This window comes from Citroniella saccharovorans (genome assembly GCF_035481615.1).
Taxonomy (GTDB): Bacteria; Bacillota; Clostridia; order Tissierellales; family Peptoniphilaceae; genus Citroniella; species Citroniella saccharovorans.
This window is the reverse complement of sequence record NZ_JAYKOT010000003.1, coordinates 733,746-757,439: the sequence shown is the minus strand read 5'-3', so window position 1 is coordinate 757,439 and position 23,694 is coordinate 733,746. Positions and strand designations below refer to the sequence as shown.

The following is a 23,694-nucleotide window of genomic DNA, read 5'->3' as shown; positions in this document are numbered from 1 at the left end:
TTTAAGCCAGAAGATTATGATGTGTACCCCAAAAACTGGACACATTAATATTTAGTTTACATGGTGGATGCTAACCTATACAAAGTAGGTGGCATCCATTTTGTTTTCTTCTGAATTCTTTCGTTGTTGTAGTAGTATATATATTCGTCAATTGCTTTTGAAAAATCATCAAATGTTTTAAATTCTCTCTCACATCCATAATACATCTCTGTTTTAAGTCTTCCAAAGAATGTTTCCATGATACAGTTATCGTAGCAGTTTCCTTTTCTTGACATTGACTGAGTTATTTGATGCTTTTCTAATTCTTTGATGTAGTAGCTGTTTTGATATTGCCAGCCTTGATCTGAGTGCATGATTAAGCCTTTTACACATGGAAACTTTTCAAATGCTCTATTAAGCATTCTTGATACTTGTTCTAGTGTTGGATGCAATGATAAGTCGTATGAGATGATTTCGTTTGTGTACATATCTAATATTGGTGATAGATAGCATTTGCCCCACGCGAAGTTAAACTGGGATACATCTGTAGTCCACTTAGCAAATGGCTTTGTTGCTGTGAAGTCTCTATTTATGATGTTACTTGCTACTTTACCAACGCTTCCCATATATGAATGATACTTTTCTTTTGGTCTCTTGCCTAGAAGATGCATATTGTGCATAAGCCTTTGAACTCTTTTATGGTTTACTATATATCCTTTACTTAAAAGTGCTTGATGCACTCTTCTTACTCCGTATCTACCTTTGTTTGAAGTAAATATTTCTTTTATTTGTTCTTTGATTTCCTTGTTTCTGAGATCAATTTGGTCAACTTTACTTAACTCAAAGTAATATGTTGATTTAGGCATGTTCATAGCTTTTAAAAGATATTTTAGTTTGTATCCTTCATCTCTTAGTTCTCTGATGACTGCTGCTTTTTCGCCTTGAGATATGCAGCATACTTTTCCCTTCTCAAGGCGTCTAATTTTTTTTCGACTGCTTGAACTGTTCTTAAATATTCATTTTCTTCTCTTAAACGAATAAGTTCTTCTCTTTCTGATTCGTTAAGTGGCTTTGGCTCTATATTAGTGTTTTCATTATTTTCTTTCATTTTAGATGGACGTCCTCTCTTCTTAATTTCAAGAGAATTATACCCAAATCTTTTATATTTATATATCCAATTATGAAGTTGACCATCTGGAATGCCAGCCTCTATAGCTACAGACTTACATGAATTTCCAGCTAACACTTTTGATACATACTTAAATTTTTCTTCTGCAGTCCACTTTTTATTCTGTTCTTTGTGGTTAAGAATTTCTTCGCCATGAAAATCTACAAGCTTACTCCAATACCAAATCTTATATCTGAATATTTCTTGTGTAACGCCTTCTGGTGTTTCCATCCACTTTCCTTGTCTGTATAGTTCTACGCATTCTTTTTTAAATTCATAACTATATCGCATAAAAATACCCTCCTTACTGGTTTGTCCAGTAAAGAGGGTACATATCATTAATTCTTCTGGCTTTTTAAATCTTTGATTAAAATAAATTCATAATTATATAATATATTTTATTTTATTAATGAAAAATATAACAAAACAATAATTCCAACAATTATCCTATAATATCCAAAAACTTTAAAGTCATGATTTTTTAAATATTGCATAAGTTTTTTTATAGCTATATAGGCTACGATAAATGAAAAAAACATTCCTATTAAAATAAGAAGCCACTGATAAGCTGTAAATAAATGTAGTTTTTTAATTACCTTAAGAACTGTTGCTCCAAGCATAGTTGGAATAGCTAAATAAAATGAGAACTCAGTAGCAACTAATCTATCACAGCCTAATATTAATCCTCCTAAAATTGTTGCGGCTGATCTAGATGTCCCTGGAACCAATGCTAATGTTTGGAAACATCCTATTTTAAAGGCAGAAATAAAATTCAAATCTTGAAAATCATTAATTATGCTTTCCTTATTTTTATTTACATTTTCAACTAATATCATCCCTATCCCCCATACTATAAGCATGATTGCAACTGTATAAGGGTTAAAAAGATACTTATCAATTAAGTCATCAAATAATAGACCTAAGATTACAGAAGGGATTAATGCAACTATAATTTTTTTCCATAAATTCATTATAGATTTATTCCTATTTAAAAAACTATTATATATTTTATTTGGCATAGACATGTCTTTATATTTTTTTAAATAATTTTCACTTAAATTCTTTTTACTAAATGGATTTAGCTTTTGGAAATATATTACAACAACGGCTAAAATTGCACCTAATTGTATAATTACATTAAAAGTATTGGTAAAATCCTTATCTAGAAGGTTAATAAACTCATTGGTAATTATTAAGTGTCCAGTAGAACTTATAGGTAAAAATTCAGTAATACCTTCAACTATTGAAAGAATCAAAACTTTTAAAAAATCCATAAATATCACCTCATAAATGATATAATAGCATATAGTAGAATCTAATACAATTAATTTAAGGATGAATAAAATGAAAATATTACTTGTGGAAGACGAAAAAAAAATATCAAATATAGTAAAGAGTTATTTAGAAAAAGAAAAATTTGAAGTGAGTCAAGCTTTTGATGGTATGACTGCTTTAGATAAATTTAATAGTGAAAATTTCAATCTTATTATACTTGATTTAATGATCCCTATTATAAGAGGTGAAGAAGTTATGAATATTATTAGAGAAAGTTCAAATATTCCTATTATTATCCTAACTTCTAAAACTGAAGAAGAAGATAAAATATCTAATTTTGAAATTGGATGTGATGATTATATAACTAAGCCATTTTCTCCAAAAGAATTAATTTTAAGAGTAAAAGCTTTGCTTAGAAGATCTACATTAAAATCCAATATTAATTTAAATACTCTAACTTTCAAAAATGGAAGTTTGGTTTTTAATCTTGATTCTAAAATAGTTAAATTAAATAATAAAAATATTAATTTAACCTTAGCTGAATATAATATTTTACTAACTCTATTTAAAAATACAAATAAAGTATTTACTAGAGAAGAATTAATTAATTTAGTTTTTGATGAAGATTTTGATTCGTTTGATAGAGCAATTGATACTCATATTAAAAATATAAGATCTAAACTTAATGACAATCCAAAAAGTCCTAAGTTTATAAAAACTGTATATGGACTTGGTTACAAGGCAGTTGATTAAATGAAACTTCAAAAAAAATTAATAAGCTACTTTTTAGTAATTAGTATTATTATAATGACTATTTTAACTATTATTTTTAATATTAGTTTTAATAATAATCTAGACAGGTATTTAGATAGCGTAAGAACAGCTAGATTTAATGAAATAATTCAGGAGATTAATGATATTACGAAAAAGTCATCTATTAACTTTATAAGTCCCTACTTAGAAACTTATGCAAAAATTGAAAAAATTAAAGTTGAATTAATTGATAATGATGGTAACAATATCATCAGTTTTAATGGATTGGAAAGCGGTGATAAGTTAGTAAATACAAAATTTGATTTGATGTTCAATAGTTATAAAATTGGTTATGTACAGATTTCTTATTATGAAGATAGTGCAATAGATTCATTTGCCAGCAATTTTAAAAATAGTTTTCTGCAATCTATATTTTTAGCATTTATTATAACATTAATAGTAGGTTCAATATTTTATTATATTTTATCTAAAAATATTACTTATCAAATTGGAAAAATAGAGAGTTTTGCTGATAGTTTAAGGCTGGAGAACTATGATATTAAGCCTCTTGAAACTTCAAACATTGAAGAATTTAAATCTCTTGAAAAAAATATGAACTATCTTAAGGATTCACTAGCTATAGAAGAAGAATCTAGAAGGAAATATGCTGAAGATATAAGTCACGAATTAAGAACGCCTTTAACAAATATTAAAATTCAGATCGAAGCTATGATGGATGGTATTATAGAAAAAGATGATAAAAATTTAAATTCTATAAATGAAGAAATAGATCATCTAACATTATTAATTAAAGAACTTAAAGAAAGTTTCAATAAATCTAAAAAAGTTAGAATCAAATTAGAAGAATTTAATATTAAAAATCTATTAGAAAACTTAGCAATAGAGTTTTCCTCTATAGTAAAAAATAGAAATATTAATTTTACTTATGAAATTGAAGACAATTTGATGTACTCAGATAAAGCTAAAATTCATAGATGTGTTTATAATTTGTTATCAAATGCCTATAAAGCTTGTAGAGAAAATGGATTTATTAAATTAAACGAATATAAAAAAGATGATTATATATTTATTGAAGTGTCTGATAATGGAATTGGTATAAAAGAAGAGGATAAGGCGCGTATATTTGATAGGCTTTTTAGAGCTGAAAGGTCAAGAAATAAGGATCTTGGAGGAAGCGGGCTTGGTCTAAGTATAGTAAAAAACTTATTAAATAGTATAGATTCTGAAATCTATTTTGAATCTGAACTTAATAAAGGTTCTAAATTTATAATCAAGACACCTATAAGGCAGAAAGTAAAAAATAAAAACTAGGGCAAAATAACTAAGCCCTAGTTTTATTATTATTATTAAAATTTCTTTCTGCTTCCTGGTTTAACTAGTTCAATATTTTCCTTACAAAGTGGACAATTATCACTTTCATAAGTATCAATATCTAAAGAAATTGCAGGATATATCTTATATCCATTTAAATTATCTTTGCCAGATCTATTAGCTATACATGCTATTCCTACTACCTCTACCCCATATTCCTTAAGAGCTTCAATAGTTTCTAATGATGACTTTCCAGTTGTAACTACATCTTCAGTAATTAAAACTTTTTCATTTTCTTTAACTGTAAATCCCCTTCTTAACGTCATTACATCATTTTCTCTTTCGGTAAAAATACTTTTTACTCCTAACTGTCTACCAAGCTCATATGAAACAACTATGCCGCCCATAGCTGGTCCAATAACTGTTTCTATCCCTAAATCTTTTACTTGATCTTTTACTACACTTAGAACTTTTTCAGCCCTATCTGGCCATTGTAGGAGCTTAGCGCATTGAACATAACCATTTGAGTGCTTACCAGATGAAAGAAGAAAGTGTCCTTGCAAAAAAGCTTCACATTCTAATAATATTTCTTTTACATTAACATCAACCATAGTTTACCTCCTAAATAATTCCTCTTATTTCTTCTAGAGAAGAAAATTTATTTTTCTTTAAATAATTTTCTAAATCATCAATTATTTCTATCATTACTTTTGGATTAATAAAATTTGCAGTACCAACTTGAACAGCACTACAGCCAACCATAATAAATTCTAAAGCATCTTTATAGTTCATTATTCCGCCCATTCCTACAACAGGAATATTGACAGATTTACAAACTTCCCAAGCCATTCTAACGGCAATTGGTCTAATACATGGACCAGAAAGACCAGCTGTAATATTATCGAATATAGCTTTTCTATTATCTACATCTACTGCAAGAGCATTAAAAGTATTTACAAGTGACAAAATATCGGCTCCATTTGCCTCACACTCTTTACTTACATCAACAAGATTATGTGCATTTGGAGATAACTTAACCATAAGTTTTTTATTGGTAACCTTTCTAACGGCAGATACAACTTTTCCTGCAGCTTCACATGTCATTCCAAAGGCCATACCGCCTTCTTTAACATTAGGACACGAAATATTTAATTCAATAATATTTATATCAAGAGTATCTAAAAGTTTAGCACCTTCGATATATTGTTCAAGATTATTTCCTCCTAAATTAGGAATAATTTCCATTTTATACTTTTTTAAATTTTCATATTCCTTTTCTATAAAAACTCTAATGGAAGGATTTTGAAGTCCAATGCTATTCATAATGCCAGATGGAGTTTCATGAATTCGAATACCTGTATTACCAGGCTTTTCTACAATTGTAAGTCCTTTTGTAGATATTGCTCCAAGTCTATTTAAATCAAGATATGGAGAAAACTCTCTACCAAAGCCAAAAGTTCCAGATGCAGCTATTATTGGATTTTGCAATTCTATTCCTGCTAAATTAACACTTAGACTCATAGTAAACCTCCTTAGCGTAAAATACAGGACCTTCAACACAAATCCTCTTCCCGCCACTTATTGTATTTATATTACAACCTAAGCAGGCCCCTATTCCACAAGCCATATTACTTTCTAATGAAACTTGAAGTTTAGACTTATCGGTAATTTCTGCTAAATTTTTAAGCATAATATTTGGTCCACAAGAAAAAACTGCATCATAAGAATTATCGTTAAAAATAGTTAATACATTTCCCTTTATACCAACTTTTCCACTATCAGAAGATATATATATATTATCCACATATTGTCTTAAATACTCTAAAAAATAATCTTCTTCTCTAAAGCCAGCATAAAAATCAATGCTAGATCCCTGTTCTTTTAATTTTTTTGCTAATAGAAGCATAGGTGCAATTCCAATTCCTCCACTAACAATTGCTGTTTTCTTAATATTTTTATACCTAAATCCATAACCTAATGGTCCAAGTACATCAACAAAAGAACCAATTTTTAAGTTTTTTAAAATATTAGTTCCCTTACCCACTACTAAATATAGAAAAACAATATTACCATCTCTTATATCGCACACAGAAAATGGCCTTGAAAGAATTGGATCTATATCCCAAGTTCTTACCATGAAAAATTGTCCTGGCTCAGCTATAAAATCGCCTTTTAATTCCATTAAATAAACATTTTCAGAAATTTTTTCATTTCTTAATATTTCAGAATGTATATAGCCCTTTTTATTTTCCACTTATATCACCAATCATATCAACAACAGCTTGTCTTGCATACTTTCCAACATTTTCATTTCCATCTTCGAATTTTTTATAGTGAGTAATAATTCCTCTTGATGAATTAACTACTCCCTTATCTAAATTTTCAAGATAAGTTCTAATATCTTCTGGTTTTGCTCCTTGTGCCCCATAACCTGGAATTAAAAACATAGTGTTATTAAATTTATCTCTTATTTCTTTGGCTTCTTCAGAATGAGTTCCACCAACTACCATACCTAAAGCAGAAAGACCACATTCTCCAATAAAAGATTTTCCAAATTCTTCAAGCTTTTCTCCAACTTTATTATATAAATAATCACCATTAACATCTAAATATTCAATGTCTTTAGCACCCTCATTAGAAGTCCTTAGTAAAACAAAAACTCCTTTTTTACCACTTTCTAAATATGGAAAATATGGGCTAATACTATCAAATCCCATATATGGATTAAGTGTTATAAAATCTGCTTCAAAATCACCTTCGAAATGACCCTTAGCATACATTTTTGCAGTTGATGAGATGTCGCCTCTTTTAATGTCACCGATTGATAAAAGGTCTCTATCTCTTAAGTATTTTAATGTTCTTTTATAGGCTTTTAACCCATCAATTCCTTGTGATTCATAATGAGCTATTTGTAATTTGTAGATAGCTACAAGATCACATGTACTATCTATAATTTCTTTATTAAAATTAAATATTGCATCTTCAATAGACTTTCCTTCTTGCATGTTTAAAGGTATATAGTCTAAAGCTGTATCTAATCCTACACAAACAAAACTTCTTTCTTTAATTCTATTGTATAGTTTATCGATTATCATCTTTTCCTCCCTCATAAAGTATTCTTCCATCTCTTATAGTATACATTACTTTTCCAATTAATTCTTCTCCTATAAATGGAGAATTTGAACTTTTTGAAGCAAAATTATCCTTTACTATATATCTATTTTCATTATCTACTATAACAAAATTTGCTTTTTTACCAATTTCTATAAGACCATGATCTAATCCAAGAATATGTCCAGGTCCATAACTCATAACTTCAGAAAGTCTATTTAGTGAAATATTCTCTTCTACAACTAACTTTTTATAAAGTGAACCATAAGCAGTTTCCAAACCAATCATACCAGGTGCACCTTTTAACTTATCTTCTTTAGAATGAGGTGCATGATCTGTCGATATCGCATCACAAAACCCATTTCTAATTGAGTTTATACAAGCTTTAACATCTGATTTAGAACGAATAGGTGGATTTACTTTAAAGTTTAAGTCATGGAAGTATAAATGGTGAGGTGTTATTTCAAATGTAACTTTTTGCCCTTTTTTCTTAGCATCAATTAATGCTTCTATTGAGTCTTTTGTGCTAACATGACAAAAGTGAACTTTACATCCTGTATAGTTTGCAAGGTATATATCTCTTATTGTAATAATATCTTCAGCAACTCTATAATCAAAATGAGATATTTCTGGATCTTCAGCATGAACCATTATCCCTATATTTTTTTCTTTGGCATAGTTCATAGCTTCTAGCATGAGCTTATTTGAAAGAACTCCTTTTCCATCATCTGATAAAAATTTTACTTTATCAGGAAAATCATTTATATCTATAACTTCTTTTCCTTCCATGTTTTTTGTTAAGGAAATATTTTGATATAAATCAATTAAATTTAAATTATTTGATTTTTTAATAATTTCATTATAAGTATTTAAATTATCACAAACAGGTTTAGTGTTAGCCATTGCATAACATATTGTATATCCACCCTTTAATGCACTCCTGCTACCAGTTTCTATATCTTCCTTGTAAGTAAATCCTGGATCTCTAAAGTGCACGTGCAGATCTACAAAAGAAGGCATCAAAGTTAAACCACCTGCATCAATAAGTTTTGCATCATTATCATTTATACTTTCAGAAATTTCTTTAATAATTCCATTTTCAACAAGTATATCAGATTTTAAAGTTTTATCTTTATCGACGATTGTTGGTCCCTTAATTAAAAGTTTCATTAGTCCTCCATGTTTAATAGGTGGTCACAATAAGAACATTTATAGATTTTCTTTTCCTTATCAACTAAATCAAATTTTGGTTCAATATCCCTTTCATTAACACTAACACATCTTGGATTCTTACATTTAAATAAACCTACAAAAGATTCTGGCAATTTCAATTCAACTTTTTCAATTATTTTCTCATTGTCAATTATATTGATTGTTAGATTATCATCTAGTAACGCTAAAACTCTTAAATCTAAATCTATTTCATTCTCGATTTTAATTAAATCTTTTTTACCATATTTTTTAGATTCAGCATTAATAATAAGTGCAACCCTATAGTCTGCTTTATCTAATTCTAATAATTTAAATATTTCATAACCATTTCCAGGGCTTATGTGGTCAATTACAATTCCCTTTTTCAAACTTGAAACATTAAGCATTTTCTTCTACCCCCAACAATTTAGAAATTAGTGCCATTCTAGCATACATTCCATATTTTACTTGATCAAAATACTTAGCTCTTTTATCATTATCAACTTCAACGCTTATTTCATTTACTCTAGGTAAAGGATGAAGAACTATCATATCGTCTTTAGCTAATTTCATCTTTTTCTCTGTTAAAATATAAGAATCTCTTAGTCTAATATAGTCAGCTTCATTAAAAAATCTTTCCTTTTGAACCCTTGTCATATATAAAATATCTAAATCCCCAATAACACTTTCAAGTCTTTCAACTTCCCTGTATTTAGAACTATCACCTTTAAATTCAGTTTCTTTTACATATCTTGGAATTTTTAACTCTTCGGGAGAAATTAAAATAAATTTATTGCCACTAAATTTATTCATAGTTTTTAGTAAAGAATGAACTGTTCTACCAAATTTTAAATCCCCACAAAATCCAATTGTAAGATTTTCAAAAGTTTTTTTAGTTTCAATAATTGTAAGTAAATCTGTTAGCGTTTGAGTTGGATGAAAATGTCCACCGTCTCCAGCGTTAATTAGTGGTACTAGTGTTTTTTCTTTAGCAAGTGTAGCTGCACCTTCGTTAGGATGTCTCATAGCAATAATATCTGCATAGCAACCAACAGTTCTAATTGTATCAGTTAGACTTTCTCCCTTTGCAGTTGATGAGGAAAGAGCTTCAGAAAAACCTATAACTTCTCCTCCTAATCTTAGCATTGCAGCTTCAAAACTTAATCTTGTTCTAGTTGATGGTTCAAAAAAAAGAGTCCCTAGTAATTTACCATCGCAAAAATGGGAATACTTATTAGGACTCTTCACAATATCTTGGGCTAATTCCATTAATTCATAAATATCACTTACAGATAAATCATCTGGGCTAATTAAATTTCTACCTTTTAGCATTATTTTCTCCCTCATAAAAAAATTAAATCTAAATTAAAATTATGTTTTCAATTTAGATTCTACTTATATTATCATGAATTTTAAATAATGTCAAACCAAAATATATTTTTTTATAATTTCAGCAACTGCATCCCTATCATTTGTAGTACAAATTTCATCAACATATTTAACTACGCTTGGCATACAATTTGCGGGCGAAACTGAATGTCCAGCAAATTCTAACATTGAAATATCATTTTCTCCATCACCCATGGCAAGGATATTTTCTCTATCAATATTATAAAGTTCAGCTATTTTTTGTACAGCTGTCATCTTGTTGGAATCATTTCTAAAAATTTCCATAATAAAAGGAAGTGAAAAAGAAAGAGAAAGTTCATCTTTTAATTCATTATATATTTTGTCATATAATTTTTTTAGATTTTCATATTCATCAATAAAAGCAGCTTTGTGTAGAGACTCATATATATTGTTTTCTTTTAAATATATGCTTAAATTTTCACTTGAGATAATTGGTTTTTTTACAAATCTATTTAGTATTTCTAAAAAAGGATTTGGTTTATCACTAGCATAAATAATATTATCTTTAAATAAAGTAAGCAATTCATTATTATTATTCGAAATTTCAAAAAGTTTATCAACATGTTCTTTTCTTAAATAGGTCTCGCCAATAATTTCTTCATTTTTTACATCATAAACAATAGCTCCATTCATAGCTCCAATATATTCATTTAGATTTAAAATTTTAGAAAAATTTTTTAGAGCTGGGACATCTCTGCCTGAAACTAAAACAACTTTTACTCCTCTTTCTTTAGCAAGTTGTATATACTTTTTATTTTTTTCTGAAATAGTATGTTCTTTATTTAATAGAGTTCCATCCATATCAAGTACTAACATCTTAACATCAATTTTTTTATTCATGGAAATAACCTCTGCTTTCTGCCTCGTCTAAAATTTCAGTTAAAATATTTTTAAATTTTTCAGAGATATTTGTAAGAACTTCACCTCTTTTTTCAACCATTTCCCTTCTAACTATATTTTCATTCCAACTTCCTCCATCTCCATAAAGATTAATAATCATAGGACAAAGCCTATCTAAAGAATTTGCATAAAGTGAATCGTTTGTTTTCATATCTTCGAATTCTCTCCAAAGATCGAAAAAAATTTTGGATTTTCCTTCTGGAAGTATAGAAAATAATTTTTTAGCTGCATTAAGTTCTCTTTTTTCTTTTGTTTTATAGCCTTCAGTATCATAACAATAAGTATCTCCAGCATAAATTTCAACCAAATCATGAACTAAAAGCATTTTAATTACTTTTAATTCATCTATTTCAAAATCTACATAATCTTTAAATATCATCGCCATTACAGCAATATGCCATGAATGTTCTGCATCATTTTCATACTTGTTGTCATAAATATGCTTAGTTCTTCTAAAAATATTTTTTAATTTTTCTATTTCTATTGTAAATTCAATTTCTTTATTCATCATTTCCTCCAGAAATATTATAACATATGATTAAAAAATATATATAATGGGTATTAAATAAATGAATTATTTTAAAGGGGGATATTTTAATGAAAGATAAAAAAGAACTTGATGAAGAATTAAAAGCTAAAGCTGACACAAAAGAAACACATACTGACATTTATTCAAACACAGAATACACACTTGAAGATTCAAATGTTGCAGTGCCTACTGAAGAAGCAAACTTAGAAGCTAAAGAATGGGTAGATGAAGAAAATAGAAGATAAAAATTGCCTGTCTAAGTAGACAGGCTCTTATTTTTTTAATTCATTTTGAAGTTCACTTATAGACTTCTTTGAAACTAAATTTTCTGATATATTAAAATCAGTTAGAAATTCTTTTAAGTCTTTTTCTTTTTTTACTTCAATTTCTACATAAGGATATGGATATGTTTCTTTATCCCAAGTATCTATATCTATACTTATATTTTTATACGAATATTTTATCCTTTTCTTTTTCCCAGAATTTAAAGCTTTAATTCCAAGTAAGTCTAAGATTTTCAATATATTATCTTTTGAATCTACTTTACAAGTATATTCATTGTTCTCTCTAAGATTTTTATTTTCAATGTTTTCCTTATAGGTTAGATAAGTTGAACACTTATCACCTATTTTTGATTCTCTAACTCTTAAATAAGACTTATCTGGAATTTTATTTGAAATATTTTCTAATAGAATATTTTCCTGATATTCAATATAAAGAAGCTTAGCTCCCTTTGCTTGTAAATTTTTTTCAAAAGAATCAACATCTAAACCCAATAATTTTACTTCTAGTTCTTTTTCCATTATAAAATCTCCTTAATTAAAATTGGCTTAAAATCGATATAGTCACAAGATGTGCAAATATAATTAACACCACCTATACTCCCTTCAACAACCATCTTTAAACCATCAGAATGCAGATGCCCATATATGCATGTATCAACTTTATATTTAGACATCAAATCAGCAAATTCATTTGTATTTCCGTCTTTATTAAAAGGCGGATAATGAAGCATGCATATTATTTTATTTCTTTTGCAAGATTCTAAACTTAATTTTAACCTAATTAATTCTCTTTCAAAAATCTTTAAATCATTTTTTTTAAAATCTGAATCTTCCTTATCAAGCCAAGCTCTAGTTCCACAAATAGAAAAATCATTTATATCTATAGAATCATTTTGAATGAAGGAAATAGTCTTTAATTTAAGATTTCTGAGTTTAGATATACTGTCCCACCAGAAATCATGATTGCCTTTAATCATTATTTTTTTGCCAGGAAGTTTATCTATTTGAATTAAATCGATATAAGCTTCTTCCATTCTAATTTGCCAAGAAATATCGCCAGCAATGAGAACATAATCATTATTATTTATAATATTCTGCCAATTATTAAATATTTTCTTATTATGGTCCTTCCAATTATCACCAAATATATTCATAGATTTATTTTCAGTATAATCTAAATGTAGGTCTGAAATAGAGTAAATCATTGTTATTCCTTTAAATATATAATATTTTTTCCTGCTCTTTTATAAAAGTCTCTTTCTTCTTCATCATTGGTAAAGAAAAGAATCTGAAATTGATTCTCTAGTGTAAATAAAGAATTTAAAAATAAATTTTTATGTTTAAAATCTAGATAAACTGTAGAATTATCTAGCAGCAGAATATTATCTTTATTATAACTTAAAGATAATCTAATAGAAAACATTAAAAGCTGTAAAATTCCTGAGCTTAATTTATCAGCTTCTATGTAAGCTGCTTTTTTTTTCCTCATAAACTTTTATAAGCATATCACTATCAAATATGACTCTTTTATATTTGCCATTTGTTAATTTATTCAAATAAAAACTAGTACTTTTTGAAATATCTCCTAGTAATTTTTTTATTACTGATTTTTGAGAAATATCAATAATATCCATTAACTGAATTATTAATTCTCTTTTATCTAAAAGTTCTTGTCTCATTTTTTTCTTATCAAGAATTCTAAGCTTATAATTATTATTCTCATCTCTAGCTTCTTTTTGAATTTCTATTTCCTGTCTTAGATTAAATATTTTATTTTTTAAAATATTTATCTCATAGGAATCTATATTTTTATTATTTTTTAGATATAATTCTATATCATTATTTAAATTATTTATCTGTTCTAGAAGTCTATTATTATATTTAATATTTAAAACTAAAACTAACAAAAAAGCAATAAAAATAATAGAAGATAGTAATGTTAAGACTTTTATTGATTTAATAAGTCCAAATATAGCAAATACAAAACTGAAAATTTCAATAATGCAAAAGAGTAATTTACTTGATTTGAAATTATGTATTCTACTAGATAAATAATCTCTTTCTAATAGTTTTTTATGAATAATATTATTATTCTCATGACTTATTTTATCTTCTTCAATTTTTAAATCATTTTCTAAATCACTAAGTATTTCTTCTTTTCGTTTTATTAATAAATCAAAATTCGTTGAATCTATTGATTTTTCAAGAAATAAAATATCTTTATTGATAAGTCCTAATTCTTTATTAGACATCCTATCTGTTCCAATTTCATTTTTTTCTTTATCAAGATTTATAAGTATTTTATTGGAATCAAAGTAATCAGATGAAAAGATTATACTTAAAAGGTATTCATTCAAACTGTTAACATTTTTTATTTTATTAAAATCTTTAGAAAAATTAATAATTGAAATTTCATTAAATACTTCTCTGCTAAAAGGCAAAAAATCACTTGGATTATAGGTCCTATTTTTATCAAATACAAATGTAGCCCCATCATCTAATTTTGTAATAGAGAGAGATTTTGAAAATTCTCTATTAAAAGATAATATATTATTATTAACTTTTAAATCTAACTCACCAGAAAAATATGAAGAAAACCAAGGTCTATTGTCTTCTAAATTTTCATAAACTCCGGCATATAAGGTATTTTCTATAAAATTTAATATCGTAGATTTTCCAGATTCATTTTCTCCATATATAACGTTTATTCCATTATCAAAAAAGATTTCTTTTTCACTTAATCCTCTATAGCCATTTATTTTAACTCTAGTTATCTTCAAAACTTTCACCTATCTTTTCTAAAAATAATTCAATAAGCTTATCTTTATTATCTGATAGTTCGATATTTTTTAGTATTTCTCTAAATAATAAGTTATTTTTTATTGAGTTAATTTTTTCTATGTCCCAGAAATATGAATTATCTATAAATTCAATATATAAAAACTTTTCCTGTAAATGTAAAAATATACTTTCTAACTCTATCTTTTTAATTTTACTATAACCACTTATGATAATTCTATAAAAATTATTTTTATCGAGTTTATTAAAATACATTATAAAATCATCTTTACTTATATTAGATATATCATAGTTTATTTGAATAAAAGATGGATTATTAGATCTAATAAATTCACATTTTAAAGCATTATCCAAATTAACATAATTAAAACCATATTCCCCAGTATCTTTGAATGAACTTGGAGAAAGACTACCAGGATTAAATATATTCTTAAATTGGAATTTTTTGTGTATATGGCCAAGAGCAATATAATCAAATTGTAATTTGCTTAGATTATTTTTTAAATAAAAATTTTCATTATTGTCAAGGTCTTCATGAATGAGAAAAACATTATAAAAATTTGGATCTAATTCAACTTTAAACTTCTTATTAGAATTAAATTTCTCTGTCCATGACATTCCATATATTCTTGTATTAATATTTTTAAGCTCATAAAAATTTAAATTGTTATTTTTAAAAACGTAAACATTTTTAGGAAATGAATTTACAAATCTAGAAATAGTCTCATCATAATAATCATGGTTTCCAAAAATCATAAAGATTTTTATATCATCATATTTATCAAAAATATCTAGAATTTTATTTTCTGTATATAAATTAATATCTTCTCTCTCAAAAGTGTCTCCACTAATTAAGGCAAAATCTACTTTTTTTTCTCTCTAGAAAAGGAAAGAAATTTTTCAAATTCTATCCATTTATTTTTCTTTATTTCTTTAATTACATACTCAGGAAGTTGAGAATATAATAGTTTTTTATTAACATGTAAATCAGATGCATGTGTAAAAGTTATCATTTTATCACTCTTTAATAAGGTTTAATATGTTAATATATTCTTTTTTTGCCTTCTCATAGCCCAAATTATAAAGATTTAAGCATAGCTTATAGTCAAAGATATTTATTGTATCTATGCTATTACCAATATCAAGATTAATAAGTAATGCTTTATTATTCTCAATTAATAGATCTAAGAAATCAAAATTATCATTATATCTAATAAATCTATTTTCAATAGCATGTATAGTTCTAGGATATTTTTTTAAATAAATAAATTTTTCATCAAGTGGAGAAAACTCTTTTCTATAACCATAAGGTCTAGTAGAAACAACTAAAATCTTTTTAAAACCTTCCTTATAAGTTCTAATTATAGGTACTCCATCAGAAAAGCCACCATCAAATAGTTTTTTACTTTTTATTATAATAGGTCTAAAATAGAATGGTAAGCTACAAGAAGCACTCACCTTATTTAAAATTTCAATATAGGAAGATGAATTATTTAAATTAAAATATTCCATTAAACCTGTATCAGCATTTGTAGTAGTTACCATAACCTTAGATTTGCTATTGACAATATTTTCAAATTCTATCGGTTTAAGGTTTTCGTCTAAAAATTTTATAATAGAAAAGATATCAACAGGTAGATTTTCCATCATAAAATTAATATCAGGCATAGCGTCCTTAGTTAACATCTTAAAACTTAGTAGTCTTTTTTTTTGCTTCAGACATATATGATAGTACAACAAAAGATGATGCAGATGTAGCTATTATATTTTCAAAAATAATATTTTTTTCTAAAAAGTAATCTAATATTCCTGAGGTGAAAGATGATCTTATGCCTCCACCTTCTAATATAAGACAAACATCTTTAATTATCATATCTTCTCCTAGTAATTAATCTTTTTTATAATTGAATAATCTTTCATGAATGAAACTGCGGAAATCTTAGCATTCTCAATTGAGAAATTAAAAAAATTATCCAGGCCACAAATTTGACTTAGTATAGCTCTAATAACCCCATCATGACTAACAATTAAAGTGTTCTCATTTTTTTCTTTTAATTCTTCCAAAAAATCATTAACTCTTGAAAAAAACTCATTATAACTTTCTCCAGATGGAATTTTAGTTGAAAAAGTATTTTTTTCTAATTGTCCATAAATATAGGGATACATTTTATTAATTTCAATATACGTATAGCCTTTAAAATCTCCATAATCAAATTCGTTTATTCTAGAATCAACCATATAGTGTTTATCTTTATCTATAATTTGCTCTAATGTTTCCCTGCATCTTAATAATTCACTTACATATATATTTTTAAAGTTAAATTCTTTTAATTTACGCTTAGTTTCTATTAACTTTAATTTTAATATTGGATCTAATGGAGTAACATCTCTTGAATAGATTTTTAATATATTATCAACAGTTTTTGCATGCCTAACCATAATTAAATCCATTTAGAAACTCCTAAATATACTATAAGATAGATGAGCTCGTTAACTTCAGCCAAAAAACCAAGAATGTCTCCAGAAATGTATCCTATTCTTCTTTCAAAGAATTTAATAAAGAAAATAGTAAATAGTAAGGTAATTATTCCTGGTATCAACAATAATTTTTTATAGAGGAAAGAAAAAATTAAAAATAAAGCTATAAATATATATGAGGTTTTGCCAATATTTGATTCATGTAAAAAATCTGCCATTCCATTGTAACCAGGAAATTTTCCCTTATAAATAACCATGGTCAAAAGAGTTCTAGAAAAAACAATTGCAAGAATACAACTAAAAAGATTATTTAATATCATTTTATATATAATAAATTTGGAAAGTAATAAAATAAATAAGTATATTGCTCCAAATGCTCCAATTCTAGAATCCTTCATTATTTCTTTAAGTCTTTCTCCATTTGTTTGAGAAGAAAGACCATCAATTGTATCAGTAAATCCATCTAAATGAAGACCACCAGTTGTAAAAATATATAAAGAAATCATAATTAACGAATTAAATTCACTGCTGATTCCTAGCTTATATATATTATTTAAAAGTGGAACAATAATTACAAAAAAGCTAATTATAAGACCAGTTAATGGAAAAAAAAATCTGACCCATTTTTATATTTTTTTTATTATATTCAACTTTATCAGATATGAAAAATTTAGTTAAGAATTGAATAGAGATAAATAAACCATCTATCATTTTATTTTCACCGCTTGACCTACTAGCATAAAATAAACCTCATCGGAATTATCAGCTAAGAATTTATTTATTTCACCATTTATATCCTGGAAAAATCTTCCAATTTTATATTCAGATACTAAAGTTAAGCCTACTTCATTTGTTACAATGACAAGTTTTTTTTCTTTACTTTTAAAGTTTTGAATTAGTCGGTCAAATTTATCTTTTAAGCTAGTAATAATCTTATATTTGTTTTCAAATGATAAATCAGCTTCTTTATCTTCAAAAATAAGATTGTTAATTAGGTTTCCTACATCATCTAAAATAGCATTTTGAACTTTAGAGAAATCTTCCTCAAGTTTTAAAGATTCTAAAGTGATAAACTTATCTCCCCTATTTTTTCTATGATTAATTATTCTTTCATTTGTTTCATCATCAAAATTAAACATTGTTGCAATATAATGCTTATTTTTTTTATCCTTTAATAAATTTTCGCTAAATTCAGTTTTCCCGCTTCTTATACCTCCAATAACAAGGGTAATCATTCTATTTAAATTCTTCTTTTAAAATTTCACTTAATAACTTTGCTTCTTCTTTACTCAATGTAATACCCTTGCTCATTCTAGTGTGATCAGGATTCCAATCACGAATATCATATTTGGCTGCTCTTTCATTCCAAGAAACTAAATTAATCTCTTTTTGCCATCCATTTGAAGAAGTTCCTAAAACACCTAAATTTTCGATAATTTCATACTTTATATCTGCCATAATATCTCCCACCTTTTTAAAATTTTTAATTTAAAAAATCATCATTATCAATACCTTGAATAATCATTATCATATTCTCAAGGTTTTCTTTTAATAAATCATTGCTTTTAATAAGATTTTCTAATTCTTTTCTTTCTTGGATAATTAAGTCACCATTTGAAGGATTTATATAATCTAAAATTTTCTCAGGTAAAAAATACTTAAGATTATTAATTGATTTTTGATTAGCCAAAAAATATACATCTTCAAGAATAAAATCGACTTCTTTGTTATAATCATAATTAGTCAAATTTTCAAATTTATTATTTAAGTCAGGACTAATTTTAGAAATTACATCTATAATTTCCTTTAAGTCAGACTTAGAAACAAAATTATTTTTAAAGATTTTACTCTCTAATAAATCTGTTTTAATTTCTAAATTTTCAAAGGACTTAATTAACTCATCATATTCCAGATTAATTTTAGTAAATATAAACTTAGAATCAATAATCTTATTATTAGTCATATAATTAGTATAGCTATCTAAGATACTATTTAGTTTAGATACTTCATAATCGGACTTAATTTTTTCTAAATAAAGATTTGAAAAAGCAATAAAAAAATTAGTAATTGCTTTTACAGCTAATTTATAATCATCAATTTGTAATTTTTTTAAAGTCATCTTTCTCCTCCTATGTATATATTTTACCATATTTTTTGTTAATTTCCATATATAGAAATTACAATAAAATTATGTTAAAATATTAATAGAGGTGATATTATGAGTAATAAGAATAAGTTTGTAAGATTTGTTGCATTATTGCTAGTTTTTGCAATGCTAATTGTTATGGTTCCGGGAATTATCTTACCACTTTTTAAATAATGGAAATAAAATCTATTGAGCCTAAGTCCAATTATTATGAAATAAATTTATCTAATGAAAAATATCTTATTAAATATGAACAACTAGAAAATTTAGAACTTTATGTTGGGAAAATAGTCGAATTTGAAGATTATAAAAAAATAATAGATTCATCAAGATTTAATGAAATTGAAATTAAAGCCAGAAACTACTGCTTAAAAAGAATTGTTTCTAATGTAAAAGTTTCTGACTATTTAAAAAAATTTGATTTAAAGTGCGAAGAGAAAAAAATAATTATTTATAATTTAAACGAACTTGGTTTAATAAATGATGAATTATATATTGAAAATCTTATATCTAGTAAAAAACTATCGAACTCATTTTCAAGACAAAAACTATTTTCCTTTTTAAAATTTGAGGGTTATCCATTAGAGTTAATTAATGAGAAAATGAAGGACTATACTGAGGATGAAGAATTTGAAAAAATGGAAAATATTTTTAGCAGAAAGTACAAAAATTTAGACACATCAGATTTAAAATTAAAAAGTAAAGTTATGAATTATTTTCTTTCTAATTTATATCCATTAGAAAAAGTTAGAAAATTATTAGAGGAAGATTAAAATGTTTTTTGTTTATATTTTATCCTGTAGTGATAAGACTCTTTATACTGGAATAACTAATAACCTAAAATCCAGGTTAGATTTTCATAATACTGGAAAAGCTTCTAAATATACAAGATCAAGACTCCCAGTGAAATATGTATATATCGAAGAAGCTGGTGAAAAAGGTTCCGCTTTAAGTCGAGAAATACAAATAAAAAAATTATCAAGAAAAAAGAAATTGGAACTTATAAAAAATAGCACAAATTTTTTTAAAGAATTTACCAGTAATATTTAATATTACTGGTTTTTTATCATTTTTTTATTTTATAATTTGTTTATAAGTTTATATTCTTCTTGAATTTTTATGAATTAAGTTTTATTATATATATGTGATGAAAGGAAAAGGAGGAAATTATGATTGCTTTATTTATAGTAATTAATAGAACAGAACTATTTGAAAATCTAATTGATAAGTTTCATGAAAATGGAATTTATTCGGCCACAATATTTGATTCTATAGGAATGGCTTCAACTTATCAAACTGAATCTATGTTAACTTCTTTTAGAGGAATGTTAAATAAGTTTAGACCTTTTAATAAAACCATTCTTATGCTTCTTCCAACTGAAGAAGAAGTTGAAAAAGCTAAAAATTGTGTAAGAGAAGTTATGGGTGATTTAGAGCGAGAAAATATAGGTATTATGTTTACTATGCCTGTAACATCTTTTGAAGGTATAAGAAGGATTGATTCATAGATGAAATACCTTTTATACTTAGCAATTATATTTTTATCAGCAATGATAGTAGCCAATATTTTAGGTAAATTTAGACTACCTGAAGTTACTGGCTATTTAATTTGTGGTGTAATTTTAGGCCCATCTCTATTGGGAATAATACCAAAAGACTATTTAAAAGATTTTGAAATTTTATCTACTGTAGCACTTTCTTTTATAGCTTTTAATATTGGTAGCGAAATGGACTTAAATTCACTTAAAGCCCTAGGAACAAAGATTATTATAATTACTTTTTTTGAAGCATTTATGGCCTTTGTTTCTGTTTTTACAGTAATGATAATAAGCGGGCAAAGTATGGTTTTTGCTTTAGTTTTAGGAGCGATAAGTTCTGCAACCGCTCCTGCTGCAACTTTAATGGTTATTAAACAATATAGAGCAAAAGGACCACTAGTTGATACTTTAATGCCTGTTGTAGCCCTAGATGATGCTTTTTGTATTATGATTTTTGGTATAGCTTCCACCCTAGCAACCAATTTGTTAGCTGGTTCAAGCTTAGATATATTTCATATGGTACTACTTCCTATTTTAGAAATTATTGCGGCACTTGTATTAGGATTAGTTTTAGGAGTTTTATCATCTATCATTACAAAAAAGATTAAAAAATCAACTTGAAGTAACCATGTATGTTATAGCTTTAATTTTTATTCAAACTTTTATATCAGATAAATTTAATCTATCTTCCCTATTAATGATAATGGCTTTTGGGGTTACTTTATCTAATACAACTACTAAAAAGTCTTCAATAATTAATGCACTTCAAGGGGTACAAGGCCCTCTATACTTACTATTTTTTACTCTATCAGGAGCAGATTTAGATTTTTCTGTTTTTAAAAATGTCGGACTTGTAGCAATATTATATGTATTTGCTAGAGCTTTCGGTAAATTTATAGGAGCTAAAATTGGCTGCGATATAACAAAATCAAATCCTAAAGTTAGTAAATACTTAGGCTTTACTCTATTTCCACAAGCTGGAGTTGCAATTGGACTTTCCCTAATAGCCCAAAATATTATACCTGGTAGTCAAGGTTCTGAAATTAGAGCTATAGTTTTAGCAGGAGTTGTAATTTACGAACTACTAGGTCCTTTAATTACAAAAACAGCTTTAATAAAAGCAGGTGAAATTCAAACAGAAAAATTATAAATCCATTCATAACCCAAAGCCAAATGAACTGACCCCAAAAAGTTGGACCTAAAAAAACCAACTTTGAGGAGGTCAGTTTTTTCATGACAAAATATAGTACAGAATTTAAGATGAAAATAGTACAAGAATACTTAAATAAAGAAGGAGGATATAAATATTTAACTGATAAATATGGACTCAGTGATCATTCAGTAGTCAGAAGATGGGTAAATTCATACAAAACACAAGGATATGAAGGCTTAAAAATTTCTAGAAAAAATAATAGTTACTCTTTCGAATTTAAGAAGAATATAGTAAACTTGTACTTAACAGGAGAAATGTCCTATCAAGAACTTTCTAATCAATTTAAGATTAATAATCCAGCGATCATTGCTAGATGGGTAATTGATTTTAGAAATCAAGGACTTGATGGACTTAGACCTAAAAAGAGAGGAAGACCTTCAAGTATGACTAAAGATAAAAATAATGAAAAAGAAAAAGAACAAGTAAAGAAAGAATATTCTAAGGAAGGGATAGACGAAATTGCTGAACTTAAAGATAAGCTTTACTGGGCACAAATGGAAATAGATTTTCTAAAAAAAAAAGATGGAATTAGAGGACGAGGAAGATCAGAAAATGAGAGAATGGCTAGAATAATTCACTCATTAAGAGAAAAATATCCACTAAAAGATTTACTTAAACAATTTAATTTTCCAAAATCAACATACATGTATTGGCAAAAAAGATTTGATAGAAAAAATAAAGATGAAGCCTTTGAGAATCAAATCAAGAAAATGAGAAAAGATAATCCAAACTATGGATACAGAAGAATACATGCGATGCTTAGAAGACTTGGAATTTTAATAAACAAGAAAAAAGTTCAAAGGTTGGTACAGAAGCTGAAACTTCAGGTAACAAACTTTGCACGTAAATCAAGAAAATATTACTCATACAAGGGAACAGTAGGTAAAGTAGCACCAAATAGGATAAAAAGAAGATTTAAAACATCTGTAGTACATCAAAAAATCACAACAGATACAAGTGAATTCAAATACTATGAAACAGATAAGTATGGGAATATGCAAGTAAAAAAACTTTACTTAAATCCTTTCTTGGATATGTTTAATGGAGAAATCATTAGCTATTCAATAACAACTTCACCTACATTAGATGCAATAATAACATCACTTGAAGAAGCAATTTCAAAGACTTCAGATTGCAAGTTTAAAAGAATATTCCATTCAGATCAAGGATGGGCATATCAATTAAAACAATATACTGAAAAATTAGAATCTAATGGAATTTTACAGAGTATGTCAAGAAAAGGAAATTGCTTAGATAATTCTCCTATGGAGAATTTCTTCGGGATATTAAAACAAGAAATTTACTATGGTAGAACGTTTAAATCATTTAACGAACTAAAAAAGACAATAGAAGAATATATAAAATATTACAATGAAGATAGAATAAAAGAAAAACTTGGATATTTAAGTCCAGTTGAATATAGGAAATTGAATGCAGCTTAGCTGCGATTTCCCCTAGGGGAAATATGAGGACAAAAAAACCAGAGACAAATATTTCTAAATGTCTCTGGTATAAAGTCCAACTTTTTGGGGTCACCTTAAAATAAGCTTTGGGTTATTTAATTATTTTATTTAAATTCATCTATGTT

Annotated in this window: 33 protein-coding genes and 1 pseudogene; 9 read left to right on the top strand and 25 right to left on the bottom strand. The window is 26.4% G+C overall.

The annotated features are described in order from the left end of the window. Positions 1-56 precede the first annotated feature (56 nt). From VLK81_RS06055 to VLK81_RS06045, 3 genes are all read right to left on the bottom strand, one after another. Positions 57-902: an IS3 family transposase gene (locus VLK81_RS06055; protein ID WP_324620481.1), complete on the bottom strand. Its 846-nt coding sequence runs from the start codon at positions 900-902 to the stop codon at positions 57-59. Next, a complete protein-coding gene (locus tag VLK81_RS06050; RefSeq protein ID WP_324619759.1) occupies positions 890-1,438 on the bottom strand; it encodes a helix-turn-helix domain-containing protein in 549 nt (182 codons plus the stop codon). The genes VLK81_RS06055 and VLK81_RS06050 overlap by 13 nt, the downstream gene beginning before the upstream one ends. A gap of 107 nt (positions 1,439-1,545) precedes the next feature. Next, positions 1,546-2,427, bottom strand: coding sequence for an undecaprenyl-diphosphate phosphatase (locus VLK81_RS06045; protein ID WP_324620479.1), 882 nt, complete (start codon positions 2,425-2,427; stop codon positions 1,546-1,548). Positions 2,428-2,491: 64 nt separating this feature from the next. Between VLK81_RS06045 and VLK81_RS06040 the strand changes: the two genes are divergently transcribed. Beyond that, positions 2,492-3,175, top strand: a complete 684-nt coding sequence (locus VLK81_RS06040; RefSeq protein WP_324619758.1) for a response regulator transcription factor — start codon at positions 2,492-2,494, stop codon at positions 3,173-3,175. Next, a complete protein-coding gene (locus tag VLK81_RS06035) occupies positions 3,176-4,507 on the top strand; it encodes a sensor histidine kinase (protein WP_324619757.1) in 1,332 nt (443 codons plus the stop codon). Between the two features lie 35 nt (positions 4,508-4,542). On the opposite strand, the gene pyrE is transcribed toward VLK81_RS06035, so the two are convergent. The 9 genes from pyrE to VLK81_RS05990 form a co-directional block, all read right to left on the bottom strand. Further along, positions 4,543-5,118, bottom strand: a complete 576-nt coding sequence (pyrE, locus tag VLK81_RS06030) for an orotate phosphoribosyltransferase (RefSeq protein ID WP_324619756.1) — start codon at positions 5,116-5,118, stop codon at positions 4,543-4,545. 10 nt (positions 5,119-5,128) lie between these two features. Continuing rightward, the gene (locus VLK81_RS06025) at positions 5,129-6,028 is read right to left on the bottom strand and encodes a dihydroorotate dehydrogenase (RefSeq protein WP_324619755.1); all 900 of its coding nucleotides are present in this window, start codon (positions 6,026-6,028) and stop codon (positions 5,129-5,131) included. Continuing rightward, positions 6,012-6,761: a dihydroorotate dehydrogenase electron transfer subunit gene (locus tag VLK81_RS06020; RefSeq protein WP_324619754.1), complete on the bottom strand. Its 750-nt coding sequence runs from the start codon at positions 6,759-6,761 to the stop codon at positions 6,012-6,014. The genes VLK81_RS06025 and VLK81_RS06020 overlap by 17 nt, the downstream gene beginning before the upstream one ends. Continuing rightward, the gene (gene pyrF / locus VLK81_RS06015; RefSeq protein ID WP_324619753.1) at positions 6,751-7,602 is read right to left on the bottom strand and encodes an orotidine-5'-phosphate decarboxylase; all 852 of its coding nucleotides are present in this window, start codon (positions 7,600-7,602) and stop codon (positions 6,751-6,753) included. Before pyrF ends, VLK81_RS06020 begins: the two co-directional genes overlap by 11 nt. Further along, positions 7,589-8,788, bottom strand: a complete 1,200-nt coding sequence (locus VLK81_RS06010; RefSeq protein WP_324619752.1) for a dihydroorotase — start codon at positions 8,786-8,788, stop codon at positions 7,589-7,591. Before VLK81_RS06010 ends, pyrF begins: the two co-directional genes overlap by 14 nt. Beyond that, positions 8,788-9,216, bottom strand: a complete 429-nt coding sequence (locus VLK81_RS06005) for an aspartate carbamoyltransferase regulatory subunit (RefSeq protein WP_324619751.1) — start codon at positions 9,214-9,216, stop codon at positions 8,788-8,790. Before VLK81_RS06005 ends, VLK81_RS06010 begins: the two co-directional genes overlap by 1 nt. Next, on the bottom strand, positions 9,209-10,141 hold the full coding sequence (pyrB, locus tag VLK81_RS06000; RefSeq protein ID WP_324619750.1) for an aspartate carbamoyltransferase: 933 nt from the start codon (positions 10,139-10,141) through the stop codon (positions 9,209-9,211). The genes VLK81_RS06005 and pyrB overlap by 8 nt, the downstream gene beginning before the upstream one ends. Positions 10,142-10,231: 90 nt before the next feature. Next, positions 10,232-11,059, bottom strand: coding sequence for a Cof-type HAD-IIB family hydrolase (locus VLK81_RS05995; RefSeq protein ID WP_324619749.1), 828 nt, complete (start codon positions 11,057-11,059; stop codon positions 10,232-10,234). Beyond that, positions 11,052-11,627, bottom strand: a complete 576-nt coding sequence (locus VLK81_RS05990) for an HD domain-containing protein (protein WP_324619748.1) — start codon at positions 11,625-11,627, stop codon at positions 11,052-11,054. The genes VLK81_RS05995 and VLK81_RS05990 overlap by 8 nt, the downstream gene beginning before the upstream one ends. 89 nt (positions 11,628-11,716) lie before the next feature. On the opposite strand from VLK81_RS05990, the gene VLK81_RS05985 reads away from it, so the two are divergent. Next, positions 11,717-11,893 (top strand): CDIF630_02480 family spore surface protein, encoded by a 177-nt coding sequence (locus tag VLK81_RS05985; protein ID WP_324619747.1) that lies wholly within the window; start codon positions 11,717-11,719, stop codon positions 11,891-11,893. 27 nt (positions 11,894-11,920) lie between these two features. On the opposite strand, the gene VLK81_RS05980 is transcribed toward VLK81_RS05985, so the two are convergent. The 13 genes and pseudogenes from VLK81_RS05980 to VLK81_RS05920 form a co-directional block, all read right to left on the bottom strand. After that, a complete protein-coding gene (locus VLK81_RS05980; RefSeq protein WP_324619746.1) occupies positions 11,921-12,451 on the bottom strand; it encodes a class IV adenylate cyclase in 531 nt (176 codons plus the stop codon). After that, on the bottom strand, positions 12,451-13,137 hold the full coding sequence (locus VLK81_RS05975; RefSeq protein ID WP_324619745.1) for a metallophosphoesterase: 687 nt from the start codon (positions 13,135-13,137) through the stop codon (positions 12,451-12,453). The genes VLK81_RS05980 and VLK81_RS05975 overlap by 1 nt, the downstream gene beginning before the upstream one ends. Positions 13,138-13,139: 2 nt before the next feature. Then, entirely contained in the window at positions 13,140-13,421 is a 282-nt protein-coding gene (locus VLK81_RS05970) for a hypothetical protein (protein WP_324619744.1), read from the bottom strand. After that, on the bottom strand, positions 13,387-14,712 hold the full coding sequence (locus VLK81_RS05965) for an ATP-binding protein (protein ID WP_324619743.1): 1,326 nt from the start codon (positions 14,710-14,712) through the stop codon (positions 13,387-13,389). The genes VLK81_RS05970 and VLK81_RS05965 overlap by 35 nt, the downstream gene beginning before the upstream one ends. Beyond that, positions 14,699-15,553 (bottom strand): metallophosphoesterase family protein, encoded by an 855-nt coding sequence (locus tag VLK81_RS05960; RefSeq protein WP_407651967.1) that lies wholly within the window; start codon positions 15,551-15,553, stop codon positions 14,699-14,701. Before VLK81_RS05960 ends, VLK81_RS05965 begins: the two co-directional genes overlap by 14 nt. Before the next feature lie 41 nt (positions 15,554-15,594). Continuing rightward, a complete protein-coding gene (locus VLK81_RS05955; protein WP_324619742.1) occupies positions 15,595-15,744 on the bottom strand; it encodes a hypothetical protein in 150 nt (49 codons plus the stop codon). Positions 15,745-15,748: 4 nt separating this feature from the next. Continuing rightward, positions 15,749-16,417, bottom strand: coding sequence for a patatin-like phospholipase family protein (locus VLK81_RS05950; protein WP_324619741.1), 669 nt, complete (start codon positions 16,415-16,417; stop codon positions 15,749-15,751). Between the two features lies 1 nt (position 16,418). Then, positions 16,419-16,604 (bottom strand): hypothetical protein, encoded by a 186-nt coding sequence (locus tag VLK81_RS05945; protein WP_324619740.1) that lies wholly within the window; start codon positions 16,602-16,604, stop codon positions 16,419-16,421. 8 nt (positions 16,605-16,612) lie between these two features. Next, positions 16,613-17,182: a histidine phosphatase family protein gene (locus tag VLK81_RS05940; RefSeq protein ID WP_324619739.1), complete on the bottom strand. Its 570-nt coding sequence runs from the start codon at positions 17,180-17,182 to the stop codon at positions 16,613-16,615. Continuing rightward, positions 17,173-17,811, bottom strand: a pseudogene (locus VLK81_RS05935) (adenosylcobinamide-GDP ribazoletransferase); the annotation flags it as partial. The pseudogene VLK81_RS05935 and the gene VLK81_RS05940, both read right to left, overlap by 10 nt. Before the next feature lie 105 nt (positions 17,812-17,916). Further along, positions 17,917-18,444, bottom strand: coding sequence for a bifunctional adenosylcobinamide kinase/adenosylcobinamide-phosphate guanylyltransferase (locus tag VLK81_RS05930; protein ID WP_324619738.1), 528 nt, complete (start codon positions 18,442-18,444; stop codon positions 17,917-17,919). A 1-nt stretch (position 18,445) separates the two neighbouring features. Next, on the bottom strand, positions 18,446-18,667 hold the full coding sequence (locus tag VLK81_RS05925) for a YdbC family protein (RefSeq protein WP_324619737.1): 222 nt from the start codon (positions 18,665-18,667) through the stop codon (positions 18,446-18,448). Positions 18,668-18,692: 25 nt separating this feature from the next. Further along, on the bottom strand, positions 18,693-19,328 hold the full coding sequence (locus tag VLK81_RS05920) for a hypothetical protein (protein WP_324619736.1): 636 nt from the start codon (positions 19,326-19,328) through the stop codon (positions 18,693-18,695). A gap of 200 nt (positions 19,329-19,528) precedes the next feature. Here VLK81_RS05920 and VLK81_RS05915 point away from each other — a divergent pair, with 200 nt between their 5' ends. From VLK81_RS05915 to VLK81_RS05890, 6 genes are all read left to right on the top strand, one after another. Further along, positions 19,529-20,128, top strand: a complete 600-nt coding sequence (locus tag VLK81_RS05915; RefSeq protein ID WP_324619735.1) for a regulatory protein RecX — start codon at positions 19,529-19,531, stop codon at positions 20,126-20,128. 1 nt (position 20,129) lies between these two features. After that, on the top strand, positions 20,130-20,405 hold the full coding sequence (locus tag VLK81_RS05910; protein ID WP_324619734.1) for a GIY-YIG nuclease family protein: 276 nt from the start codon (positions 20,130-20,132) through the stop codon (positions 20,403-20,405). Between the two features lie 119 nt (positions 20,406-20,524). Next, a complete protein-coding gene (locus VLK81_RS05905) occupies positions 20,525-20,863 on the top strand; it encodes a hypothetical protein (protein ID WP_324619733.1) in 339 nt (112 codons plus the stop codon). Continuing rightward, complete coding sequence (locus VLK81_RS05900) at positions 20,864-21,514, top strand: cation:proton antiporter (RefSeq protein WP_324619732.1); 651 nt, start codon at positions 20,864-20,866, stop codon at positions 21,512-21,514. Between the two features lie 7 nt (positions 21,515-21,521). Then, positions 21,522-22,043 (top strand): cation:proton antiporter, encoded by a 522-nt coding sequence (locus tag VLK81_RS05895; protein ID WP_324619731.1) that lies wholly within the window; start codon positions 21,522-21,524, stop codon positions 22,041-22,043. Positions 22,044-22,126: 83 nt separating this feature from the next. Then, positions 22,127-23,548, top strand: a complete 1,422-nt coding sequence (locus VLK81_RS05890) for an IS3 family transposase (RefSeq protein ID WP_324618672.1) — start codon at positions 22,127-22,129, stop codon at positions 23,546-23,548. Positions 23,549-23,694 lie beyond the last annotated feature (146 nt).

Excerpts from the sequence above, each read along its gene's own strand:
- VLK81_RS06050 (WP_324619759.1), bottom strand. The coding sequence starts at position 1,438 with ATGCGATATAGTTATGAATTTAAAAAAGAATGCGTAGAACTATACAGA.
- VLK81_RS06040 (WP_324619758.1), top strand. The coding sequence starts at position 2,492 with ATGAAAATATTACTTGTGGAAGACGAAAAAAAAATATCAAATATAGTA.
- VLK81_RS06035 (WP_324619757.1), top strand. The coding sequence starts at position 3,176 with ATGAAACTTCAAAAAAAATTAATAAGCTACTTTTTAGTAATTAGTATT.
- pyrE (WP_324619756.1), bottom strand. The coding sequence starts at position 5,118 with ATGGTTGATGTTAATGTAAAAGAAATATTATTAGAATGTGAAGCTTTT.
- VLK81_RS06025 (WP_324619755.1), bottom strand. The coding sequence starts at position 6,028 with ATGAGTCTAAGTGTTAATTTAGCAGGAATAGAATTGCAAAATCCAATA.
- pyrF (WP_324619753.1), bottom strand. The coding sequence starts at position 7,602 with ATGATAATCGATAAACTATACAATAGAATTAAAGAAAGAAGTTTTGTT.
- VLK81_RS06010 (WP_324619752.1), bottom strand. The coding sequence starts at position 8,788 with ATGAAACTTTTAATTAAGGGACCAACAATCGTCGATAAAGATAAAACT.
- VLK81_RS06005 (WP_324619751.1), bottom strand. The coding sequence starts at position 9,216 with ATGCTTAATGTTTCAAGTTTGAAAAAGGGAATTGTAATTGACCACATA.
- pyrB (WP_324619750.1), bottom strand. The coding sequence starts at position 10,141 with ATGCTAAAAGGTAGAAATTTAATTAGCCCAGATGATTTATCTGTAAGT.
- VLK81_RS05995 (WP_324619749.1), bottom strand. The coding sequence starts at position 11,059 with ATGAATAAAAAAATTGATGTTAAGATGTTAGTACTTGATATGGATGGA.
- VLK81_RS05990 (WP_324619748.1), bottom strand. The coding sequence starts at position 11,627 with ATGAATAAAGAAATTGAATTTACAATAGAAATAGAAAAATTAAAAAAT.
- VLK81_RS05985 (WP_324619747.1), top strand. The coding sequence starts at position 11,717 with ATGAAAGATAAAAAAGAACTTGATGAAGAATTAAAAGCTAAAGCTGAC.
- VLK81_RS05980 (WP_324619746.1), bottom strand. The coding sequence starts at position 12,451 with ATGGAAAAAGAACTAGAAGTAAAATTATTGGGTTTAGATGTTGATTCT.
- VLK81_RS05975 (WP_324619745.1), bottom strand. The coding sequence starts at position 13,137 with ATGATTTACTCTATTTCAGACCTACATTTAGATTATACTGAAAATAAA.
- VLK81_RS05970 (WP_324619744.1), bottom strand. The coding sequence starts at position 13,421 with ATGAGGAAAAAAAAAGCAGCTTACATAGAAGCTGATAAATTAAGCTCA.
- VLK81_RS05955 (WP_324619742.1), bottom strand. The coding sequence starts at position 15,744 with ATGATAACTTTTACACATGCATCTGATTTACATGTTAATAAAAAACTA.
- VLK81_RS05950 (WP_324619741.1), bottom strand. The coding sequence starts at position 16,417 with ATGTTAACTAAGGACGCTATGCCTGATATTAATTTTATGATGGAAAAT.
- VLK81_RS05945 (WP_324619740.1), bottom strand. The coding sequence starts at position 16,604 with ATGATAATTAAAGATGTTTGTCTTATATTAGAAGGTGGAGGCATAAGA.
- VLK81_RS05940 (WP_324619739.1), bottom strand. The coding sequence starts at position 17,182 with ATGGATTTAATTATGGTTAGGCATGCAAAAACTGTTGATAATATATTA.
- VLK81_RS05930 (WP_324619738.1), bottom strand. The coding sequence starts at position 18,444 with ATGATTACCCTTGTTATTGGAGGTATAAGAAGCGGGAAAACTGAATTT.
- VLK81_RS05925 (WP_324619737.1), bottom strand. The coding sequence starts at position 18,667 with ATGGCAGATATAAAGTATGAAATTATCGAAAATTTAGGTGTTTTAGGA.
- VLK81_RS05920 (WP_324619736.1), bottom strand. The coding sequence starts at position 19,328 with ATGACTTTAAAAAAATTACAAATTGATGATTATAAATTAGCTGTAAAA.
- VLK81_RS05915 (WP_324619735.1), top strand. The coding sequence starts at position 19,529 with ATGGAAATAAAATCTATTGAGCCTAAGTCCAATTATTATGAAATAAAT.
- VLK81_RS05910 (WP_324619734.1), top strand. The coding sequence starts at position 20,130 with ATGTTTTTTGTTTATATTTTATCCTGTAGTGATAAGACTCTTTATACT.
- VLK81_RS05905 (WP_324619733.1), top strand. The coding sequence starts at position 20,525 with ATGATTGCTTTATTTATAGTAATTAATAGAACAGAACTATTTGAAAAT.
- VLK81_RS05900 (WP_324619732.1), top strand. The coding sequence starts at position 20,864 with ATGAAATACCTTTTATACTTAGCAATTATATTTTTATCAGCAATGATA.
- VLK81_RS05895 (WP_324619731.1), top strand. The coding sequence starts at position 21,522 with ATGTATGTTATAGCTTTAATTTTTATTCAAACTTTTATATCAGATAAA.
- VLK81_RS05890 (WP_324618672.1), top strand. The coding sequence starts at position 22,127 with ATGACAAAATATAGTACAGAATTTAAGATGAAAATAGTACAAGAATAC.